Annotated in this window: 17 protein-coding genes; 4 read left to right on the top strand and 13 right to left on the bottom strand. The window is 44.5% G+C overall.

What is annotated here, in order from left to right; all coding sequences use genetic code 11:
- Nucleotide 1 precedes the first annotated feature (1 nt).
- From ACMXYO_RS05630 to ACMXYO_RS05575, 12 genes are all read right to left on the bottom strand, one after another.
- Nucleotides 2-1,210, bottom strand: a complete 1,209-nt coding sequence (locus tag ACMXYO_RS05630) for an amino acid ABC transporter substrate-binding protein (protein ID WP_415887570.1) — start codon at nt 1,208-1,210, stop codon at nt 2-4.
- Entirely contained in the window at nt 1,210-2,193 is a 984-nt protein-coding gene (locus ACMXYO_RS05625) for a PQQ-dependent catabolism-associated beta-propeller protein (protein ID WP_415887569.1), read from the bottom strand. The genes ACMXYO_RS05630 and ACMXYO_RS05625 overlap by 1 nt, the downstream gene beginning before the upstream one ends.
- Nucleotides 2,186-2,950 (bottom strand): ABC transporter ATP-binding protein, encoded by a 765-nt coding sequence (locus ACMXYO_RS05620; protein ID WP_415887568.1) that lies wholly within the window; start codon nt 2,948-2,950, stop codon nt 2,186-2,188. The genes ACMXYO_RS05625 and ACMXYO_RS05620 overlap by 8 nt, the downstream gene beginning before the upstream one ends.
- Entirely contained in the window at nt 2,947-3,726 is a 780-nt protein-coding gene (locus tag ACMXYO_RS05615) for an ABC transporter ATP-binding protein (RefSeq protein ID WP_415887567.1), read from the bottom strand. The genes ACMXYO_RS05620 and ACMXYO_RS05615 overlap by 4 nt, the downstream gene beginning before the upstream one ends.
- Complete coding sequence (locus ACMXYO_RS05610) at nt 3,713-4,474, bottom strand: ABC transporter permease (protein WP_415887566.1); 762 nt, start codon at nt 4,472-4,474, stop codon at nt 3,713-3,715. The genes ACMXYO_RS05615 and ACMXYO_RS05610 overlap by 14 nt, the downstream gene beginning before the upstream one ends.
- Entirely contained in the window at nt 4,471-5,475 is a 1,005-nt protein-coding gene (locus ACMXYO_RS05605) for an ABC transporter substrate-binding protein (protein WP_415887565.1), read from the bottom strand. Before ACMXYO_RS05605 ends, ACMXYO_RS05610 begins: the two co-directional genes overlap by 4 nt.
- Nucleotides 5,476-5,713: 238 nt before the next feature.
- Nucleotides 5,714-6,895: a pyrroloquinoline quinone biosynthesis protein PqqE gene (pqqE, locus tag ACMXYO_RS05600; protein ID WP_415887564.1), complete on the bottom strand. Its 1,182-nt coding sequence runs from the start codon at nt 6,893-6,895 to the stop codon at nt 5,714-5,716.
- On the bottom strand, nt 6,870-7,169 hold the full coding sequence (pqqD, locus tag ACMXYO_RS05595) for a pyrroloquinoline quinone biosynthesis peptide chaperone PqqD (RefSeq protein ID WP_415887563.1): 300 nt from the start codon (nt 7,167-7,169) through the stop codon (nt 6,870-6,872). Before pqqD ends, pqqE begins: the two co-directional genes overlap by 26 nt.
- Nucleotides 7,162-7,932 (bottom strand): pyrroloquinoline-quinone synthase PqqC, encoded by a 771-nt coding sequence (gene pqqC / locus ACMXYO_RS05590; protein ID WP_415887562.1) that lies wholly within the window; start codon nt 7,930-7,932, stop codon nt 7,162-7,164. Before pqqC ends, pqqD begins: the two co-directional genes overlap by 8 nt.
- A 58-nt stretch (nt 7,933-7,990) precedes the next feature.
- Nucleotides 7,991-8,911, bottom strand: a complete 921-nt coding sequence (gene pqqB / locus ACMXYO_RS05585) for a pyrroloquinoline quinone biosynthesis protein PqqB (protein WP_415887561.1) — start codon at nt 8,909-8,911, stop codon at nt 7,991-7,993.
- Between the two features lie 67 nt (nt 8,912-8,978).
- A complete protein-coding gene (pqqA, locus tag ACMXYO_RS05580) occupies nt 8,979-9,053 on the bottom strand; it encodes a pyrroloquinoline quinone precursor peptide PqqA (protein ID WP_415888073.1) in 75 nt (24 codons plus the stop codon).
- 150 nt (nt 9,054-9,203) lie between these two features.
- The gene (locus ACMXYO_RS05575; RefSeq protein ID WP_415887560.1) at nt 9,204-10,994 is read right to left on the bottom strand and encodes a methyl-accepting chemotaxis protein; all 1,791 of its coding nucleotides are present in this window, start codon (nt 10,992-10,994) and stop codon (nt 9,204-9,206) included.
- Between the two features lie 800 nt (nt 10,995-11,794).
- Here ACMXYO_RS05575 and ACMXYO_RS05570 point away from each other — a divergent pair.
- The 4 genes from ACMXYO_RS05570 (at nt 11,795) to ACMXYO_RS05555 (ending at nt 18,031) form a co-directional block, all read left to right on the top strand.
- Entirely contained in the window at nt 11,795-13,783 is a 1,989-nt protein-coding gene (locus ACMXYO_RS05570; RefSeq protein WP_415887559.1) for a sigma-54-dependent Fis family transcriptional regulator, read from the top strand.
- Between the two features lie 164 nt (nt 13,784-13,947).
- Nucleotides 13,948-14,409 (top strand): hypothetical protein, encoded by a 462-nt coding sequence (locus ACMXYO_RS05565; protein WP_415887558.1) that lies wholly within the window; start codon nt 13,948-13,950, stop codon nt 14,407-14,409.
- A 396-nt stretch (nt 14,410-14,805) separates the two neighbouring features.
- Entirely contained in the window at nt 14,806-16,020 is a 1,215-nt protein-coding gene (locus tag ACMXYO_RS05560) for a hypothetical protein (RefSeq protein WP_415887556.1), read from the top strand.
- Nucleotides 16,021-16,549: 529 nt separating this feature from the next.
- Nucleotides 16,550-18,031: an aldehyde dehydrogenase family protein gene (locus ACMXYO_RS05555; RefSeq protein WP_415887554.1), complete on the top strand. Its 1,482-nt coding sequence runs from the start codon at nt 16,550-16,552 to the stop codon at nt 18,029-18,031.
- A 405-nt stretch (nt 18,032-18,436) separates the two neighbouring features.
- On the opposite strand, the gene ACMXYO_RS05550 is transcribed toward ACMXYO_RS05555, so the two are convergent.
- A complete protein-coding gene (locus tag ACMXYO_RS05550) occupies nt 18,437-18,973 on the bottom strand; it encodes a DUF1097 family protein (protein ID WP_415887552.1) in 537 nt (178 codons plus the stop codon).
- Nucleotides 18,974-18,995: the final 22 nt, after the last annotated feature.

Here is an 18,995-nt window from a genome sequence, read left to right as displayed (position 1 = left end):
TTCAGGACCCACTACTCAGATTACAACGCCCTTCACCCTTATCATTACCTAATACGTCAAGGTTAATACGAGGATGCAAAAAGCCTTCGATTGGCGCTCTGTTTATCACCCTATTTAACGAAGTGAGGAAAACAGGCTGGCGCAATTGGTTATTCCAAGGGCGAAAGTTCAATGGATAACCCTTTGCACCGTCCATTTTGAATGCATCTTGCTTAAGGTCTGCTAGAAGCAAGCTCGTATCAAGATGCTCCTGACGTAGAATAGACTCAGCAATTAGCTTCACCGCCAACCAGGCAGACCAGTCATAACCGGTCATATGGCGTTTAGCCTTTTTCATAAAGCGCTTGTTTACCTGAGGCGCACCATTTCTATCCCAGGCCCAATGCCACCAGTCAGACACCAATCCCGCCGATCCAACAACTGGTCGTGGCTTTAATAAGGCATAGGGAACATCCACCGCAAACTCACCACTACTGTCCACCACAAACAGCGCATTGTAATCATCTTTACCGGTTAGAAGCGCAATATTATTGCGATAACGTTGGCGTGGGTCATTACCTAGCTTGTAAGGCTTCTCTGCAATCAGTTTCAAACCAAATTTTTTCGCAGAAACCTTGAGTGAAGCAAGATAGGATTTATCTTCTTTCCCTTCTCCATAAAGCACTAAAACTTCATTCCACTTTTTGGAAACCAGATACTGCGCCATAGCATCCGTCAGCATCAAACGGCTAGGTGCTACGTGCAATAGATTAGACTGACAAAATTCATTTCGCAGAGAGTTGTCTAGGGCACTCAGGTTGAATAATGTACTGCTTGCAGAACCTGAACTTGCCGCAGCTAAACGAACACCTTCACCCGGTAGATCCAGCATAAAGAAATGAGTACCCTGCTGTTCCAGCTGAGGAATCAATTCCTTAATTTCAGAAAGCGTCTCAACCTCATGCTCTTCCAGATTGAACTTCACCCCTTTCTTCTGTGCGGCAAAGCGGGATTCTTTTATAGCAAGTTTAAGCGCATGTGAAAGACGCCCCCAAGGCTGCGCCTGATATCGGGCATCTGTGATGTTTTGCTTGTAACGAGAATCATCCTCGTACTCGATCAAAGCAATATTGATAGCCTGCAGGTCAGCCGCAAGCACATTACCAGTAACGATAAACAGGGAAGCTGCTGCAAACAGCAGCCCCCTGGTCTTCTTGATTAGCCCAACCATTAGTCATCTGCCACTACATCATGAGGAACACGACCTGCAGGAACGGACTTGATAACCTTCAGGCGAGCTGTATCAATCACAGCCAGATCATCACTTTTACCATTTGTTACATACAGTTTACTCTCGTCATTGTTAAGACTTACTCCCCAGGCACGCTTACCAACAAGTACATAATCCAGAACTTTATGCGTTGCAGTATCAACAACAGCCACATGGTTCGCACTTCCTAAAGTGACATAAGCGATCTTGCCATCTTTAGTCATTGCCATACCCACAGGGGAGATATTTTCAGGACGGATTCCCTTAGGCGAAAAGCTCAGTTCAGATTTCATTTTATAAGTGCTGGTATCTAGAACTGAAATAGTGCCGCCAACTTCATTACTCACCCAGAGTTCACTTAGATCCTGGGTCAGTTCCATACGACGCGGACGGTTACCTACAACAATATTTTCCAGAATTTCCTGTGTCTCAACATCGATAACATGCACCATGTTTGCGACTTCAGAAGTTACATAGACAACTCGATTATCAGGACTGACCAGTACACCCTCTGGTTCTTCACCGACCTCTATTTCAGCAACGGTTTCGTTGTTGATCAGGTCATAAACCGTCACCAGGCCATCATCTTCATTAGAGGCGTAAAGGAATTTTTCATCCGGTGAAATATCAAAGCGATCCGGGTCTTCACCAATATCAATGCTCTGTTTTACTTTCAGTGCCGCAACATCAATGACGTCGATAGCATCATCATCGCCGCAAGCAACGTATAGCAATGAACCATCATTGTTCAATTGCATCGCCCTTGGTCGTTCGCTGGTTTTAATCTCAGTAACTTTGTTCATCATTTCAGCATCAAAAACAGTCACTACATCATCTTTTTCACTACTGACAAAAACATAACCTGTTTTTGCTTCTACACTGGCCGTCAAGCATAAAGACACTGCAAAAGAACCTGCCTGCAGATACTTAGCGAACTTATTCATAAACTACTCCAACTTTCTTATTATTTGTTATGAGCTGCAGAAACGCATCTGCAAGAGAAAAACATGGCTGTGAAGCTTGCTTCAACAACTGAGCGGGTGAGGACTCTGCTAATATCTGCCCTTTATCTAGGACAACAACACGATCTGCCTCTTGCACTTCCTCAATAATGTGAGTGCTCCAGAGCACAGCTAAACCACGCTCTTTACACAACGAACCGACATACTCCAGTAGGGATGCTCGTGATTCAGGGTCTAGGCCAACAGTAGCTTCATCCATCAACAGCACTTTAGGCTTGTGTAACAGAGCTCGGATCAGTTCAACTTTACGCCTGTTACCACCACTTAATCCCCTAACAGGAAGGTTCATTACCTCCAGCATCGAAAAGCGCTCAAGCTCAGTACGAATAAGCGGGTCTGATTCTTTACGGTTTAAACCGTGAAGAAGGCAGTGAAATTTAAGATTGGCATAGACACTCAGATCCAGATCAAGCGTACTTTGCTGAAAAACTACACCCAGAGTTGATAGAGCTTTAATCGGCTCTTTCTGAATGTTGAAACCACTAACAGATATCGAACCCGTGTCACTATTGAATAACCCTGTCAGTAACTGAAATAGCGTTGTTTTTCCCGCTCCATTCTGACCAAGTAAACCGACAAACTCCGCCGGTTTGATCGCTAAGTCGATGTTATTGAGTGCCTCCACAGCACCATAACTTTTACTTACCGCCCTTAGCTCAAGAGCATTCTGTGTTTTCATTTAAAACCTCCACTCACTGGCTTCAGTACCGGCTCAATAATCTGCCCTTCCAATAAACCTGGATACTGGGACAAAAGTTGTGATTTCCAATACTGAAAGTTCGTATCCTGCTCACTTCTGGGCCTGCTTAACTCAATTTTTTTATCAAGGATGACACTACCTGGAGATGGGGATAGAAAAAGGATTCGATCTGCAAGTTGAATCGCTTCATTCAAATCATGGGTGACAAATACGACTGTTGGTTTTTGCTCTTCACATAACTCAGACAGAAGGAGTCTTAAGCGCTGGGCATTGGGCTCATCTAAAGAAACAAAAGGCTCATCTAGCAGCAGAAGTTCAGGACGAGTCAGAAATGCACGGGCGATACTGACCCGTCGCTGCATGCCTCCGGATAAATGTTTAGGAAAAACATCACCTTTCCCAGCAAGTCCTACCTTGCCCAGCAACCCATCAATTTCGAAATCTGAAGCATCAGGTTTTACCAGAGACAAATTATCCCTAACGTTCAACCAAGGCATTAAGCGAGGCTGTTGGAAGATATAACTAACATCGCAAGGCGGTTTATCATCCAGTGGAAGCTGATCAAAAGTAATTGTCGCATCATCACCGCATTCCAAACCTGCAATCATATTTAGCAGAGTACTTTTACCTGTGCCGGATGGGCCAACAATGGCAATAAACTCTCCAGCAGCAATACTGAATTCAATCTGACCCAGTACCTGCTGTGATTGACCGAAAAAGCTCTTGCTTTGAACAGCAACATCAAGCTTGACCATATCCCCCCCTTGCGATGTATCTATCCAGTGGACGCATAATCAAACCTTCAATCAACAAGATGATGGCGGCAAAAGCGAGGGTATAAGCCAAGATGCTTGCAATATCAAAGAAGTGAAAAAATGAACCTAGTTGAAAACCAACGCCATCACTCCGCCCTAGCAACTCAACCACCAGCACCACCTTCCAGATCAAAGACAGACCAGATCGGGCGGAGGCCATAATGAAGGGGTATAACTGTGGCAGATAAATCTTAAAGAAGAATCTTAGGGGTGATATTTGGTACACAGTACCCACTTGCAACAAGTCACGATCTACGACCCTTGCTCCTTCCCTTATCATGACAATTACGGTCGGAATTTTGTTGATGGCGACGGCAGCAATAGCTGATGCTTCAACCAAACCAAACCAGATATAGCAAAGCAGAATGGTCACCAACGCGGGGATATTAAGAGCGATTACCAACAAGGAATCACCCGCCTTATCCAGATTGGGAAAGGCGCCCATAACAATACCGATTAAGACACCCAAGAACATGGCAATGGCAAAGCTGATTGCAACTCGAAACAGCGTAATGAGTAGATGTTCCAGCATCTGCCCATCTAACAGATGAAAATAGAAACTACTAACCACTGCAGAGATTGTGGGGAGGTTAGCATTGTCTAACAGCAATGCAGCACCCTGCCACACCATCAGAATACACAGCAGCGGAGTTAGGCCAAAAATCAGATTTCGAGAGTACTGATTCATTTCAGACGACCTTGACCTAACAGCACGCCACCTTCGCTGACAGGGATATAAAACAGATCACGATCAAGTAAATCAGCGCCTCCTGTAAGAGCATCTCCGCCCTCGGCAGCCATAATCGCATACAAGCGATCCAGAGAATCTAGCTCACGCTCAGTAAAACGCTGGAGCACCCCTCCCCTGTAACCATTTTTAAGCGCATTGAAAACCTCATCGTTCTCTGCATGGGTTAACGGACGGATGCGCTGCCACTCTTCATCAGAGTTCAACAAGATCTGTCTTGCTTCCAGTGACGCTTTTAAGAAATTATCCAGTAGCTCGCCATTCTGAGTTTTCCACTTGTCTTCAAAAACCCAACCCACTAAAGGCACCTGAGTCTGAATACCTAGGCCTTTAACAATATCCTTAACCTTCAGCACGGGTTTAAAGCCTTTAGCCTTGAGACGAGCACTGTAGTGCCAGAAGTTCAGACTCAGAGGTAATCGCCCTTGATCCATCAATTTATTTAAAAGAGGGGGAGCAACATAAACTGGCTGTACGTAATCCTGCAGCTTCAATTTATGCTCTTTCCTGGCAAATGCTTGCAGCAGTAGCCAGCTCTTATCAACGGAGCCACCGGCCACACCAACGCGCAGGCCTTCCAATTCATGTAGATAAGTAATCGAGCTGTCTGGCTGGGCATACAAACCACCCGCAGCTGAAGAGGCAGGCGAAAAGCTATACATACGTTTGCTAAAACGCTGTCTGTTTACCCAAACCCAATCACTGAAAATGATATCAACAGCTTTACTCTGTAGCGCAACTGCACTGGCATTTTTACTGCCCACAGGTATGACATTCAGGGAAAAATTGTGTTTCTTATCCAACTGATGGTGTCGGATAACATCAATCTCCCAATTGACGGTTCCGAATTGCAACAATGCAACACGTACTTCTGGATGTGTGCTGGCATAAGTTTGTAACGACAACAAACCTATGAGCAAGATTTTCACGATGCTGGCCATAACGTTTCTTTCTTTATTATTTATATGAACAAGCACTGCCGTTTTCTATGTAAAACGAGTTCAGGCATGCTAAAAATAACTAGAGCAAGTATTAGGCCAAAAAATAGAATCCTTTATTTACATAAGGTTAAAACGATTAACAGTCATGAACGAGCGACACCTGAACCATTGCAATAGAAACAGGTGTCGCATTAACGAGAAAGAACTAAAGACGGATAAAAAGATGATATGGAGATATTCAAACCTTAAGAAACACCTTTGAGTTTCTTTTATTACGATAAATAAACTCCTCAGGATTATTTACCACCGTTTCGGCCTCCTGACGGGCTTCAAGAATCTTGTCATGATACGGTGACTTCCCGCAGACAGGATCAGCATTATGCATATCGCCGGTCATCATATATGCCTGACAGTGACAGCCACCGAAGTCCTTATCTTTCTCATCACAGCTACGACAAGGCTCTTTCATCCAGTCATCACCACGGAAGTAGTTAAAACCCGGACTCTCATCCCAGATCTGCTGCAGTGACATCTCTTTCACATTCGGAAATTCAATTGGCAGCATACGTGCACTATGACAAGGAAGCGCTTTACCATCCGGTGTTACAGTGAGGAACACCTGCCCCCAGCCATTCATGCAGCCTTTAGGACGCTCTTCGTAATAATCCGGTGTTACAAAGATTAGCTTGATTGGATTACCTTCCGCTGCCAGTTTTACGCGGTACTCGTTAGTAATGCGTTCTGCCCGCTCCAGTTGGGCCTGTGTTGGCAGCAGTTGGCGCACGTTCTCTTTGGCCCAGCCGTAGTACTGACAAGTAGCCAGCTCAACGTAATCAGCCTCCAGCTCTACGCAGAGTTGAATAATACGATCAACTCGATCGATATTATGGCGATGAGTAACGAAGTTGAGCACCATTGGATAACCCTGTGCTTTCACCTCGCGGGCCATCTTCAGTTTCTGATCAAACGCTTTTTTAGAGCCCGCCAGCATGTTGTTAACAGATTTATCACTGGCCTGAAAACTAACCTGGATATGATCCAGCCCCGCCTCATGAAACTCTGCCATTTTGCGTTCGTTCAGCCCTACACCGGAAGTAATCAGGTTGGTATAGTACCCCATATCATTGGCGCCCCGGATCAGTTCGATCAGGTCCTGTCGCACCAGTGGTTCACCACCCGAGAAGCCCAGCTGAACTGCGCCCATTTCGCGGCCCTGACGGAACACGTCCAACCATTGTTCGGTCATAAGCTCTCCACCAAAGTCAGCAAAGTCTAGGGGATTGGAACAGTATGGGCACTGCAGCGGGCACTTGTAGGTCAGCTCGGCCAGAAGCCATAACGGCTGGCCATGTGCCTTTCCCTGCTTTTGCCCATGTATAAGTTGCGGTTGCGCGTTACAGGGTGATCCAGTGTTGCTCATATGCGCCTCCGAGGAATTCCAGGATATCTGCGTCAATACCTTCGGCATCCGAGAATTTAGTCTGCAAGCTATCGATAATGCCCTGTACGTTTCTCTCACCGTCGACCAGCGCCAGAATCACACCTGCAGGCCCATTCAGTTGAACCATACCTTCAGGGTAGAGTAATACATAGCAGTCCTGGGCTTTTTCCCACTGAAAACGGAACATTTTACTCAACGCTGGGACCATGCTCAGCTCAACCTGAGTGCTGACCGCAGCTTCCTGTTTAGTCATTAAACAGCCCCCGGTGGTAAACCTTCTCGCGGGTTACCGTGTGGTACGGTGCACGATCAAGTTCATAGGCCATGGACATGGCATCCAGCATGGTCCAGAGCACATCCAGTTTAAACTGCAGGATCTCGAGCATACGGTTCTGCTGCTCGCGTGTGGTGTAGTGATCCAGAGTGATATCCAGACCATGCACGACGTCACGACGCGCTTCGATCAGACGGTTACGGAAATACTGGTAGCCATCTTCTTTGATCCATGGGTAGTGGCCAGGCCAGGTATCCAGACGGTTCTGATGGATAGTTGGCGCAAACAGTTCTGTCAGAGAGGAGCTGGCTGCTTCCTGCCAGGTTGCATGGCGTGCAAAGTTGACGTAAGCATCAACCGCAAAACGAACACCCGGTAACACATGCTCACCGGAGAGGATCTCTTCACGGGTCAGGCCTACCGCCTCACCCAGACGCAACCACGCTTCGATACCACCTTCGGCACCTTCATAACCATCATGGTCCAGTACACGCTGCACCCAGTGACGACGCACATCACGATCCGGGCAGTTCGCCATAATTGCAGCATCTTTTACTGGGATACTAATCTGGTAATAGAAACGGTTGGCCACCCAACCCCGGACCTGCTCCTGGGTACTGTGACCTTCGTACATTGCAATATGGTAAGGGTGCTGGGTGTGATATAGATCGCCCTTGGCACGCAGTGCTTTTTCAAACTCTTCGCGACTCATTGGCAACTTATCGTTGGTTTGACTGTTCATTCTACTCTAAGCCTTTTTATACTGTTCACGTGGCCTATTGGATTTGAGCTCACTGGGCTCACAGCTCAATCGACATACCGTCGTAAGAGACTTCAATATTGTGAGACTCCACCTCTGCTCTTTCAGGTGAATCTTCATCCAGGATAGGGTTGGTGTTGTTAATATGGATAAGTATCTTGCGTGGTTTTTCCAGCATATCCAGATACTCAATCATGCCACCCTCGCCTGACTGAGGCAGATGCCCCATTGCGACACCAAGCTTGTCACCAACGCCTGTGGTTATAAGTTCGTCTTCGCTCCAAATAGTACCGTCAACCAACAGTACATCCGCTGCTTCCATATAAGGACGCAGATGGGGTTCGATCTGACCTAAGCCAGGTGCATAGAACAGTTTTATGCCCGTCCGGGTATCTTCGATTTGGATACCGATATTGTCACCCGGATGGGGGTCATCACGATGTGGTGAATAAGGTGGTGCACTACTGAGTAGTGGTACAGCGGTCAGTTTCAGTTCCGGCACTTGCGGAATCACAAAGCTGTTTTCTCCCTCACCAATCGGAATACGGTTTACATTGTTACCTCCGCTCCAGTGTTTCAACATATTCAGGATAGGAAAGCCGGTTGTAAGATCCTGCTCGACCATCTCTGTACACCAGATATTATGTGGGCAACCTTCACGCAACATAAGAAGACCTGTTGTGTGGTCAATCTGGCTGTCCATAAACACAATCGCAGAGATGCCGGTGTCGCGGATAGAACGATTTGGCTGCATAGGGCCAAAGTTTGTGAGCTGTTCACGGATATCTGGAGAGGTGTTAAAAAGAATCCAGTTTTCGCCGTCGGCGCTTACTGTGATTGAGGACTGAGTGCGGGGTTTAGCATTAATAGTGCAGGCTCTTACACCACTGCAGTTACGGCAATTACAGTTCCACTGCGGAAAACCACCACCGGCTGCTGAGCCTAATACTTGTACTTTCATTATATTTCCCTTCCAAGCCACCCCGACCAAAGATCGGGGTAACCAGGACAACAGAACGGAAAGGCGATTAACGGTTCGCGAAATACATAGTTACTTCGAAACCAATGCGCAGATCTGTGTAAGACGGCTTAGTCCAGTTCATATGAAACTCCTAATAGTTTTATTTTCATGTTTTTAAATTTGAACCAATAATACCAACACATCAGACAATTCCTCTGTGTTTGTTATTGACCCCTCACCTATACAAACTGCCCGACTTTTTAGTAGCAGAATGAGATACGATGACCTTTACTTATGAGCCCAACAGCACCTGCGGATCAAAGCCCATGATTAATGCCCCCCAGTGACGTCCATCTACAAAGACTGGAATCGATAGTTCATTAAGAATCTCGCCCGTATCACGCACATAGGTTTGCAGCAAGAAAGGCTGAGTCTGAGTCGCTCGGCGCTGCTCTGAGCGGGTATTAAAGAAAATTCGTCTATTACGGCTTTGCGCATTATCGACAATAAAGTCACCTGTTAACGGATTAGAAACTTTACGGTGATGCGTACCGATATAACCGTTTTTATCTACCAAAACAGAATAGATAAATTCTGAGTTTCGCTGGACGAAAGCATCAAAAACCGGCTGCAGCATCGCATCAAACTGGTCAACATAACTTACACTGAACTTTTCTGGCTTTTGATTAGGGTTAAGACGCAGATAATTGGTATCAAAAATATTACAGCGTGATGATAATCCAGACAGATTCTCATCCAGTTCGGCTTTAAAACTACGCCCCTTTTGAATAATACTTTCAAAAGCTCCATAACCAATGATAAAGCGGGAAAGCAGCTCCTGGCTCTCTTCAGTCGACACCTCCAGATCATCGGAATAACTCTGCGAATGATCCATTTCCCCTTTAATATCAGCAGATATTTGGGTGATCTGCTCAACATGCTTATGGGAGTTTTTGTTGGTATAAGACAACTCATCAATAGCTGCACTGATACTAGAGAGCTGGCCATTAACCTGCTCAAAATCTTTTACCAACTGACCAAATTGGCCATTGGTATTTTCGATAAAGTCGCCAGTTGTTTCAACGTAGCCAAGGATGTTTTTGGCACTATCATTCGTATCGGATACCAACGAAGACATCTGTGAAATATTCTTATCAATCTCGCTGGTTGCAGAACCCACTTTCTGCGCCAGACTTCTCACCTCATCAGCAACTACCGCAAAACCTCTCCCCGCATCCCCAGCCCTAGCGGCCTCAATTGAGGCATTCAGAGCAAGCAGGTTTGTCTGATCAGAAAAGTCCTGCACCATGGAAAGAATCTGCGTAATATTTTGTGAATTAGCCTGCAGGCTCTGAACTGTAGATTGGAACTGATTGACCAAGTCCCTGATCGCTTCTATCTGCTCCTGAACCTTTAACAACTCAGCACTTGAGCCACGTACTTCATCCAAATTTGAAGTGTTCTGCTCGCTTATTTGCATCGTACTGCGGGCGATTTCATCAATAGCCTGTGTCGCTTCATTACTGGACAGGAAGACCTGATGTGCCCTTTCTTCCTGTTCACTGGCTTTCTTGTGAGCCTGGCCAATAATCTTTTTAAGACGCGCGGCAGACAGAGCAACATTCACACTTCTGGACCGGGTGTCAGCAATAATCTCTTTAAGTTTTGCCGAGAAATCATTATAGCTACTCGACATAGTCGAGATTTCATCAAAGGTATATACCGGCAGCGTCGCCGATATATCTCCATCTTTTTCCCTAATTGCCGCTAAAACTGTTGTCACATCCTGAATAGGTTTAAGAAAAAGGTGCCGCATGAAAAAGATTGTAAAAACCCCACCAATCAAAGCAAAAACAACTGTAATAGTTCCCGCTATCCAAAAAGTGCTCAACGCCTCATTCAACTGAAGACTTTCTGATTCACTCATCTTTATACCAGAAAGAACATTCTCTATTTCGCTGGCATGATAATAAGCCAACGCCATAAGAACTATATGAGGAATAAGAAGGGAAAGAACATTGCCGACTATCTTTTTCGTCAGTGAATTAAAGAAAGCTTTCTCAATACTTTTATACAAACTCATGTATCTACTGCTCTTATACTTATTATCTGCTTTGCCCTACAAGAAATCAGAAAACTTTAGGAATCCCCATATGATTCATGACTTTCTGTTGTAAGTAACAATCCGCTAACAATTAATTCAAAAAATATGCCAATCAAAAAAAAGTCGCTAACCACTTGAAAATAAAACAAATACTTTTTCATTAGAGTGATCGACATTAAAAACACAGCCCAATACCGTCGCAAGCCTGCAACAGAAAAACACAATTCAGACACATATGTAGCAAAGAAGAAGAAAAAGAGGAGGAGGAAGAAAATTTGAAACAGGCATGCCATCCCAACGGGACAGCACACGCAGCCATTTTATTGAGATTACATCCAAGCAACCAGGGCAAAAAGCCATGCAAGCACTTAACGGTTTACAAAATACACCGCTACCTCAAAACCAATACGCAGAACTTTAAATTCTGGTTGAGCCCACTTCATTACTCTACCCCAATAATTCATTGAAATGATACAGGTGTAGCACCACTGCTACACCCGACCTCCCAGTGCAACACATGACAGCAAGTAGAGTCACTACCCGTCCAGAGCACCACTTGAAGCAAGTATGCAACAAAAATCACCCTACAATTGCAACATTATGCTGAAAAGCCCCCCCCCTAAAAGCAATGGCACACATCATGCTAATACCATTCAACAATGTCAGAGAACATTGCTAAACTTACACAGATAACAAAAATAAAGAGTCTTGCCACAATTAGTGCAGCAGATAGACATCTTTGCTTAATTGCCAAAGCGTAAGGCCGGAGCGAATCCATAATGCGAAACACGCCTCAAATAAAAGGCACCAAGGATGTAGTGGCCTATGTAACCGGAAACTTTCAGGACAGAGATATTCAGCCCGGTGACCAGATTGCCAAATCCTGGGAACGCAGCCTTGTGCAACACGGCCTCAATCCTCATCTTAATAACGAAATAGAGATACTTACCTCATATGAGCTTGAGCAACAGCTACAACTAAATGAGGAATACCTGAAAATTGCTCGCAACGGCTTAATTGGTCTGTCAAAACGTATTGCTAACGCCGGTTTCTCAGTACTTCTGACTGATGAGACAGGTTTAGCTTTGGATGCAAAACTTCCATCCCAGATGAAAGATGTATGGCAGGACGCAGGGCTATTAGTTGGATCCAGATGGGGAGAAAAGCAAGCAGGTACCAATGGCATTGGCACATGTTTGGTTGAGAAAGAATCAATCATCATCCATCAACACGAGCATTTCTTCGATTCGCAAAGCCCTTTGAGTTGTTCGGTCACACCAATTTTTGACCCTTTAGGTGACCTCAAAGGCTGTTTAAACGCATCATGCCTAGGAGCAACCGGCTCAAAAGAAAGCCAATATCTAACCCTGCAAATGGTAATGATGTATGGCAGGATGATTGAAAATAGTTATTTCCGCCAGACCTACCGCAGCCAGATCACAATGCATATCAAAGAGACAAACAATTTCTCTGATCTGGCACAAGAACAACTTTTAGCCGTCAACGAACGAGGCGTGATCATTGGAGCAAATCGCTCCGCCTTTGCCGAATACGAAAGTCTGCTAGAAACAGGGCAGCAATTATTGGGTTGCCAGATTGAAGAGATCACAGGATTAACAGTTGAGGAACTGCTTACCAAAAGCAATGGTGGCGCATGCACAGTTCACCACCAGTCACCGAAACTATTGGATGAAATAGAAATTGCCCTACGCGTTCCTGCTAATAAAATCATAGGGAGCTCAAACACACAGACCACTCAAACTAAAGATGAACGTCCTCATAAACACAAACACCCTACTCTGGAACAACTGGCTGGTGAAGACCCTGATGTAAGACAGAACGTACAACAAATTCGCCATGTTCTGAATAAAGACATTCCGATTTTGATTACTGGTGAAACCGGTACCGGCAAAGAAGCCTTTGCCAGAGCTATACACGATGCTAGCGCCAAGAAAGACGGACCATTCATCGCTCTCAACTGCGCAGCTATTCCAGAATCTCTTATTGAAAGTGAACTCTTTGGCTACAGCAGTGGTTCCTTTACCGGCGCTAATCGAAAAGGCATGAAAGGTAAACTTGAACAAGCAAATGGTGGTACCATATTTCTTGATGAGATAGGTGATATGCCTGTCCAGCTGCAAACTCGACTACTTCGTGCTTTAGCCGAAAGAGAGATCATGCCATTAGGCGCATCTCAGCCTAAACCGCTGGATATACAGGTCATATCAGCAACCCACCAGAATCTGGTACAACGCATAAGAGATAAACTTTTCCGCGAAGATTTTTACTATCGACTTAACGGTATGGCTCTTAAGCTACCCCCACTTCGCAAACGCAGTGATAAAGACTTCATTATGAACTGCATTCTCGATAGCGAATTAGGTGGTTCAGAAGACGTGAACTTTGCCCCACAAGCCCGCCAGATGCTAAATGATTACCATTGGCCAGGTAATATTCGTCAGCTGTCCAATGCTCTACGCTATGCACTGGCAGTATCAATGGATAAACATATCACCATCGACAGCCTTCCAATCGAAGTCCGTGCCGAAAAAAACATGTTTAAAGAAGATGAATTTATCCCAGAAGAACCTAAAGCCATGAGCCTATCCGACTTTGTCGATGATGAAGAAGGCCGCCGCCTAATCGAAGCTTTGAGAAAATATAAGTGGAATATCACTCAAGTATCCGATGAGCTTAATATTTGCCGGTCCACCGTCTATAGAAAGATGAAAAAATACAATATCGTTCAACCAAACGAAATCTATTAACCTCCCTCTAATGCCCAAAAAGCCTGAGCCTGCCTCAGGCTTTTTTATGTCTACTGTTTAACTACTGCTATTTACTAACTACCTCAAAAATTGGCACAACACCTGCAATTATTTCTCAGTTCCATTCTAACGTACAGGACAAATGCGATTTGGAGAAAATAAGAATGATTAAAAAAATACTACCCCTGGCTCTGGCCATCTCATGTATGAATGTAACCGCCTCAGAACTACCCTCAACCAAAGAAGCTTTGCTCGATAGGTTTCTAACCGCTCATGAAGCCAAAAGCTATGAAAATATTTCGTCGCTGATTAACTGGGAAGGCGTGAGAAAATACAAACAAAAAATGATCCGCGTTTACACACGTAATAACTTTGGTCGCAAGGTTATTGGTACTGAATTTGAAGAAGCAGATACTGAGTTTCTCAATAACTTTTCAGTAGGACATAAGAAATATCAGAGCAATCTGCCTGTCACTCACCTAATGCGGATCTATTTTGAAGACACTGTAGGAGATGAGGAACCAGAGTTTGGCTCTGTTGTTTATCTTGTTGGCAAACACAAAGAAGGCTATCAGATAGCAATTGCAACAAAAAATCCATCATCTCCTCCTACACAGCATCACTAAATTAAATATACAAAAACGGCACCTAAATTAAGGTGCCATTTTTTTAACCTTAAAATATACACATGTAGCATAAATAAAACAGCCGATGCAAAGAACAAAAATTTAGCCAAATAAAAAATTTAAACTATAAATAAAAAAATAAGACAGCTGTCGCATTAATAGAAAAAATATTGCTACACATGACCTCCAATTAAAACAGACACATTATAAAAGAGTCTTATTATCAACCTCCCTCCAAAAAAAAACCATTATTTTCATGTAGTTACAAATAACAAAACAAAAAAACCATTTCTGGCACAGCTATTGCGATTAATAAAAGGGCTAGAGTAATTAAATTTAATTATTTTTTGTTCACCAACAAAAATTTACTAATAAGAACGTCAGGGGGATTCGTTAATGAAACGAACACTTATTAACATGAACGTTGCTGCAGCTATTTTAGCAATGTCTGCCGCAACTACAGCAACAGCAGCTGAATTCATGGATGGAAAAATCAAGATTAGCGGTGCTGCAATGCAGGCATGGCAGTCAGGCATCGACGTAGAAGGCGCTGCAGCTAATGCCGATGATGCAGCAGCTGATTCTGCATTCCAGCGTATGCGTTTTGCTCTGAATATTAATGCACAGGTTGCAGAAAACGTGTCTGTGTTTGCTGAACTAGCGGAAGAACCTAACGACTGGAATAACGGTAGCGCAGCTATCAGCCAGGACCTAGCATGGATTCAGTTCGATCTGCCTAACAACACAGGTATTCGCCTGGGTAACGTTGTATCAACCACTCAGAACTTCATCCGCTATTCTGATGGTGCAGCCGTACAGAGCAACCCATTTGTTGGTAACGGCATCACTGACATGATCACTGCCGAAGAAGGCCTTTGGGCATATGGTTCCCACAACCTTGAAAGCGGTACAAACGTGACTTGGGATGCAGTTTTTGCAACTCCAGACTTCTTCACTGATTTCTCTCCTGGTCATGGTTATAACCTAGGCCTACGCGGCACAGTTAACCTAGACAGCGGTCTTTCATTTGGTGCAGGTACATTTAAAACCAACCATGATCTTTCTGCTGTAACAGGTAAACCATTTGGCTCCCTAATCGCTATAGGTGATGGAGATAACTACCAGTTCGCTAGTACTGCACCAAGTGCACGCTCAACTCATCCTCTGATTGTTCCAGGTGTAGATGCCTTTGTGTGGCAAGCTGACGTTCAGTATAAAGCTAACAATTTCCTAATTCATGCTCTGTATGGTGCAGCAGAAGATGATTACAGCTGGGCTGCTGGTGAAGGGTCTCTTCAGACATCCTACATCAAAGAAAAATCCAAAATGGAATTCTGGGCTGTTGAAGGTAAATACGATATCAGCAATGACTTCTATGTTGCCGCTCGCTACGGTGAAGTCGCTAACAAAAGCACAGGCGTAACAGGCCCTAACAAATCAGACCGTATTCAGCTAAGTGCTGGTTACTGGATGAACGACGCTACACTGTTTAAAGCAGAATACGTTAAACAAGAAGAAGAGCAGTTCTCTGGCGGTGGAGCAACTACCTTCGGTGCTGCTGGAGGTGCTGAGTGGGACGGCTTAATCGTAGAAGCATCCGTTACTTTCTAAGACGTACCTAGCTAATAAAGGAACATCCCCTTCATGCTCCTTAATATAAGCTAGCGTTCATCTTCATCTATTCACCCTCCGGTGAAGCTTGGGCATCCTCTGGATGCCCTTTTTTACACCCTGAAACTAAACTTCGCTATTGTTATGTTTCAATTTTGTCACGATGGCCGTGGCTTTGGCTTACCCCTGTTTTCACTCAGGGGTAAGTCCTTTTTCTAATAGCCTGAGTTCTCTTTAGTCCTGCTCTTCCATCAACATCTCCCATGAAGCTTTTCTGCTAATTCAGCCTTTCGTTTCATTGATGCGACAGACAACTGTTGCAACTTACATAAAAAATAAACAAGAACACACATCACAAATAAAGCTATTCCTATCAAATAGCTATAAACACAATCCTAATAATATACCGCAACATTGGCACACTAAATGCTCTCATTATTAGGCTTTAAAACACCCATCGAAAAACTCAGAAAGTAATTGAAATAGTCCCAGACTGTTTCCAAGTTTTTCAAATAATCTGGAGATATTTATGTCTACAAATTTATGCCCTCAGGCTCAAGAATTTCTGGCACAGCCACTTAAGCAGTTCATCAATGGTACCTGGCAGGACAGCCCGTCAAAAAAACAAAAAGAAGTTATAAGCCCTTCTGATGGCACTGTAATCGCTACGATATCCTCAGGCGGTAAAGAAGATGTCGATCTTGCTGTCGAGGGGGCGGACAAAGCATTTAAATACTGGTCCAAATTATCTCCAGAAGAACGCTCTGAATATCTCGTAAAACTTGCAGAAAAGCTTGAAAGTAAATCGCATACATTAGCCCAGCTTGAAGCGCTTGATGTTGGTAAAGCATTCGTCAATGCGGAAGGCTTTGACGTTCCTTTCGGTATCGAATGCGTTCGCTATTATGCGGAATTGGCCAAAACCGCAGATTACGGCAAACCTCTGGAACTTCAGGACATGGAAGCCCGCGTTCACCGTGCCCCATACGGCGTATGTGGCTTTATTTTCCCTTGGAACTTCCCTTTTGATCTTCTAATGTGGAATGTCATTCCTGCTCTGGCAGCGGGTAACACCGTTGTTATAAAGCCAGCGGAACTTACACCTCTGACAACTCTGTACGTGTGTAAATTAGCTGAAGAAGTTGGAATCCCTGCAGGTGTTATCAATGTAGTAGTAGGCTCTGGTGGTGCTGTGGGTACGCCTATGATTGAGAACCCTAAAGTCAGAAGGATCTCTTTCACGGGCTCCTCTGGTGTGGGTAAACAGATTGCCTCAATGTGTGGACAGCGTCCTATTCCATGCAAGCTTGAACTAGGCGGTAAAGGTGCCGCAGTAGTCTTCCCAGACGCAGATATTGAAAATGCAGTTGAGCAACTGTCTGGTGCCATCACCTTAAATACTGGACAGGTGTGCTGCACAGCAACTCGCTGGTTACTTCATGAAGATATCTATGATGATTTTGTAGAAAAAGTTACAGCAGCACTAAAAGCTACAAAAATCGGCCCTAGTCTTGACCCTACTACGCAGATGGGCCCAGTTGTTAGCCAGACTCAGCAAGATTCCGTTCTAAGTTATCTGGATAAAGGTCTCAGCGAAGGCGCTGAGCAGATTCTTGAAGGCGGCACAGTAGCCGTTGACGGTAACGATGATGGTTTCTATGTAGCTCCTTATCTTCTGGGGGGGGCACCAGATAATGTCTGCTTCCGTGAAGAAATCTTTGGCCCAGCCGCATACCTTGTAAAATTCAAGGATGAAGATGAAGCCATTGAGCTCGTAAATAGTCTGGACTACGGCCTGGCTAACAGTGTGTTTAGTGAAGATATTGAACGCTGCAACCGCGTTGCCGAACAGATGGTTGGTGGTAATAGCTGGATCAACGCTCACAACGTATTCGCCTACGGCTTGCCTTATGGCGGTATCAATATGAGTGGAGTAGGTGGTGGCGTTAACAGCCCTGAAACTTTCTATGATTACTTGCGAGACCTTACTATAGCTCGCCCATTGGGCTAACTACAAAAGAATAATTCAAAGCCGGTACTATTCTAGTACCGGTTTTTTTATTCTCCCAACGATTCTAGCTAGCTTAGTGAACAGTAATTTATAAAAATTTCGAGTAGCAGTTCCTTGTGAGTTTCACCGCAAAAGCCACTGAGCCGATATTACGCTAAGGGCACCATTCCGACGCAACATCAATAACATAAACAAGCTTCATACCTTTTAGTATATCTCTTGTGCATACGTACTAACAAACAAACTCTTAGCCCCTTTTTAAGCACATAAAAAAGCCCCGATCCTAGGACCGGGGCAAAATCCGCCGTGAATACAAGCGGGGTGATACTGCTGTAGAGGAAGCAGTATCGAGAGCGACTGGATCTAAATCAACAAAGACTAAGTACTGAATTATTAATTAACTCTTTAAGCACTGGCTTCTACGTCAGCAGATACACTTCCTGCAGCTACCGTAGACAACTTGCCAAAAACAGCACCAAGAATGACCGATAACGAGATAATCAACAGAGGATTTTCAAAAGAGCCTGAAGTTAATGTCGTAAGTGACATTTTGCCTTCTGTCTGCAGCAAATATGCAAACGTTGCTGCATAAGCAAGCACTGACGCAGGAACCGCCCCTAGGAAAGATAAATTTGAAGCGAATACAACAGCAAATGCCGTTACAGCAACCACAATTGCAGCCCATAAAGGCGTACCCAGTACAACTCCAAATGGCAGAGCCAGAAAACCATAGGCACCGATCCATCCTATAATTACACCAAATAGGCCACAAACGACTGTATCTTTGAATGCAGCATTGTCTGCACCAAGTGCTGCAAAAGCAGCCCAGGCAATAAAGATAGCCCAAATAAGAACAAAACCAGATAGCAGGCTCAGCGCCATCCAGGTAGCAATTGCACCAAAAATTGCGATGCTCAAAGAGGTTGCAGTTAAAGGGTTCATAAATTACTTTTCCTAAATTATT

The organism is Neptuniibacter sp. QD37_6 (genome assembly GCF_047778085.1).
Taxonomy (GTDB): domain Bacteria; phylum Pseudomonadota; class Gammaproteobacteria; order Pseudomonadales; family Balneatricaceae; genus Neptuniibacter.
Note: the sequence above shows the minus strand (reverse complement) of the source record. Positions and strands in the feature narration are given on the sequence as shown.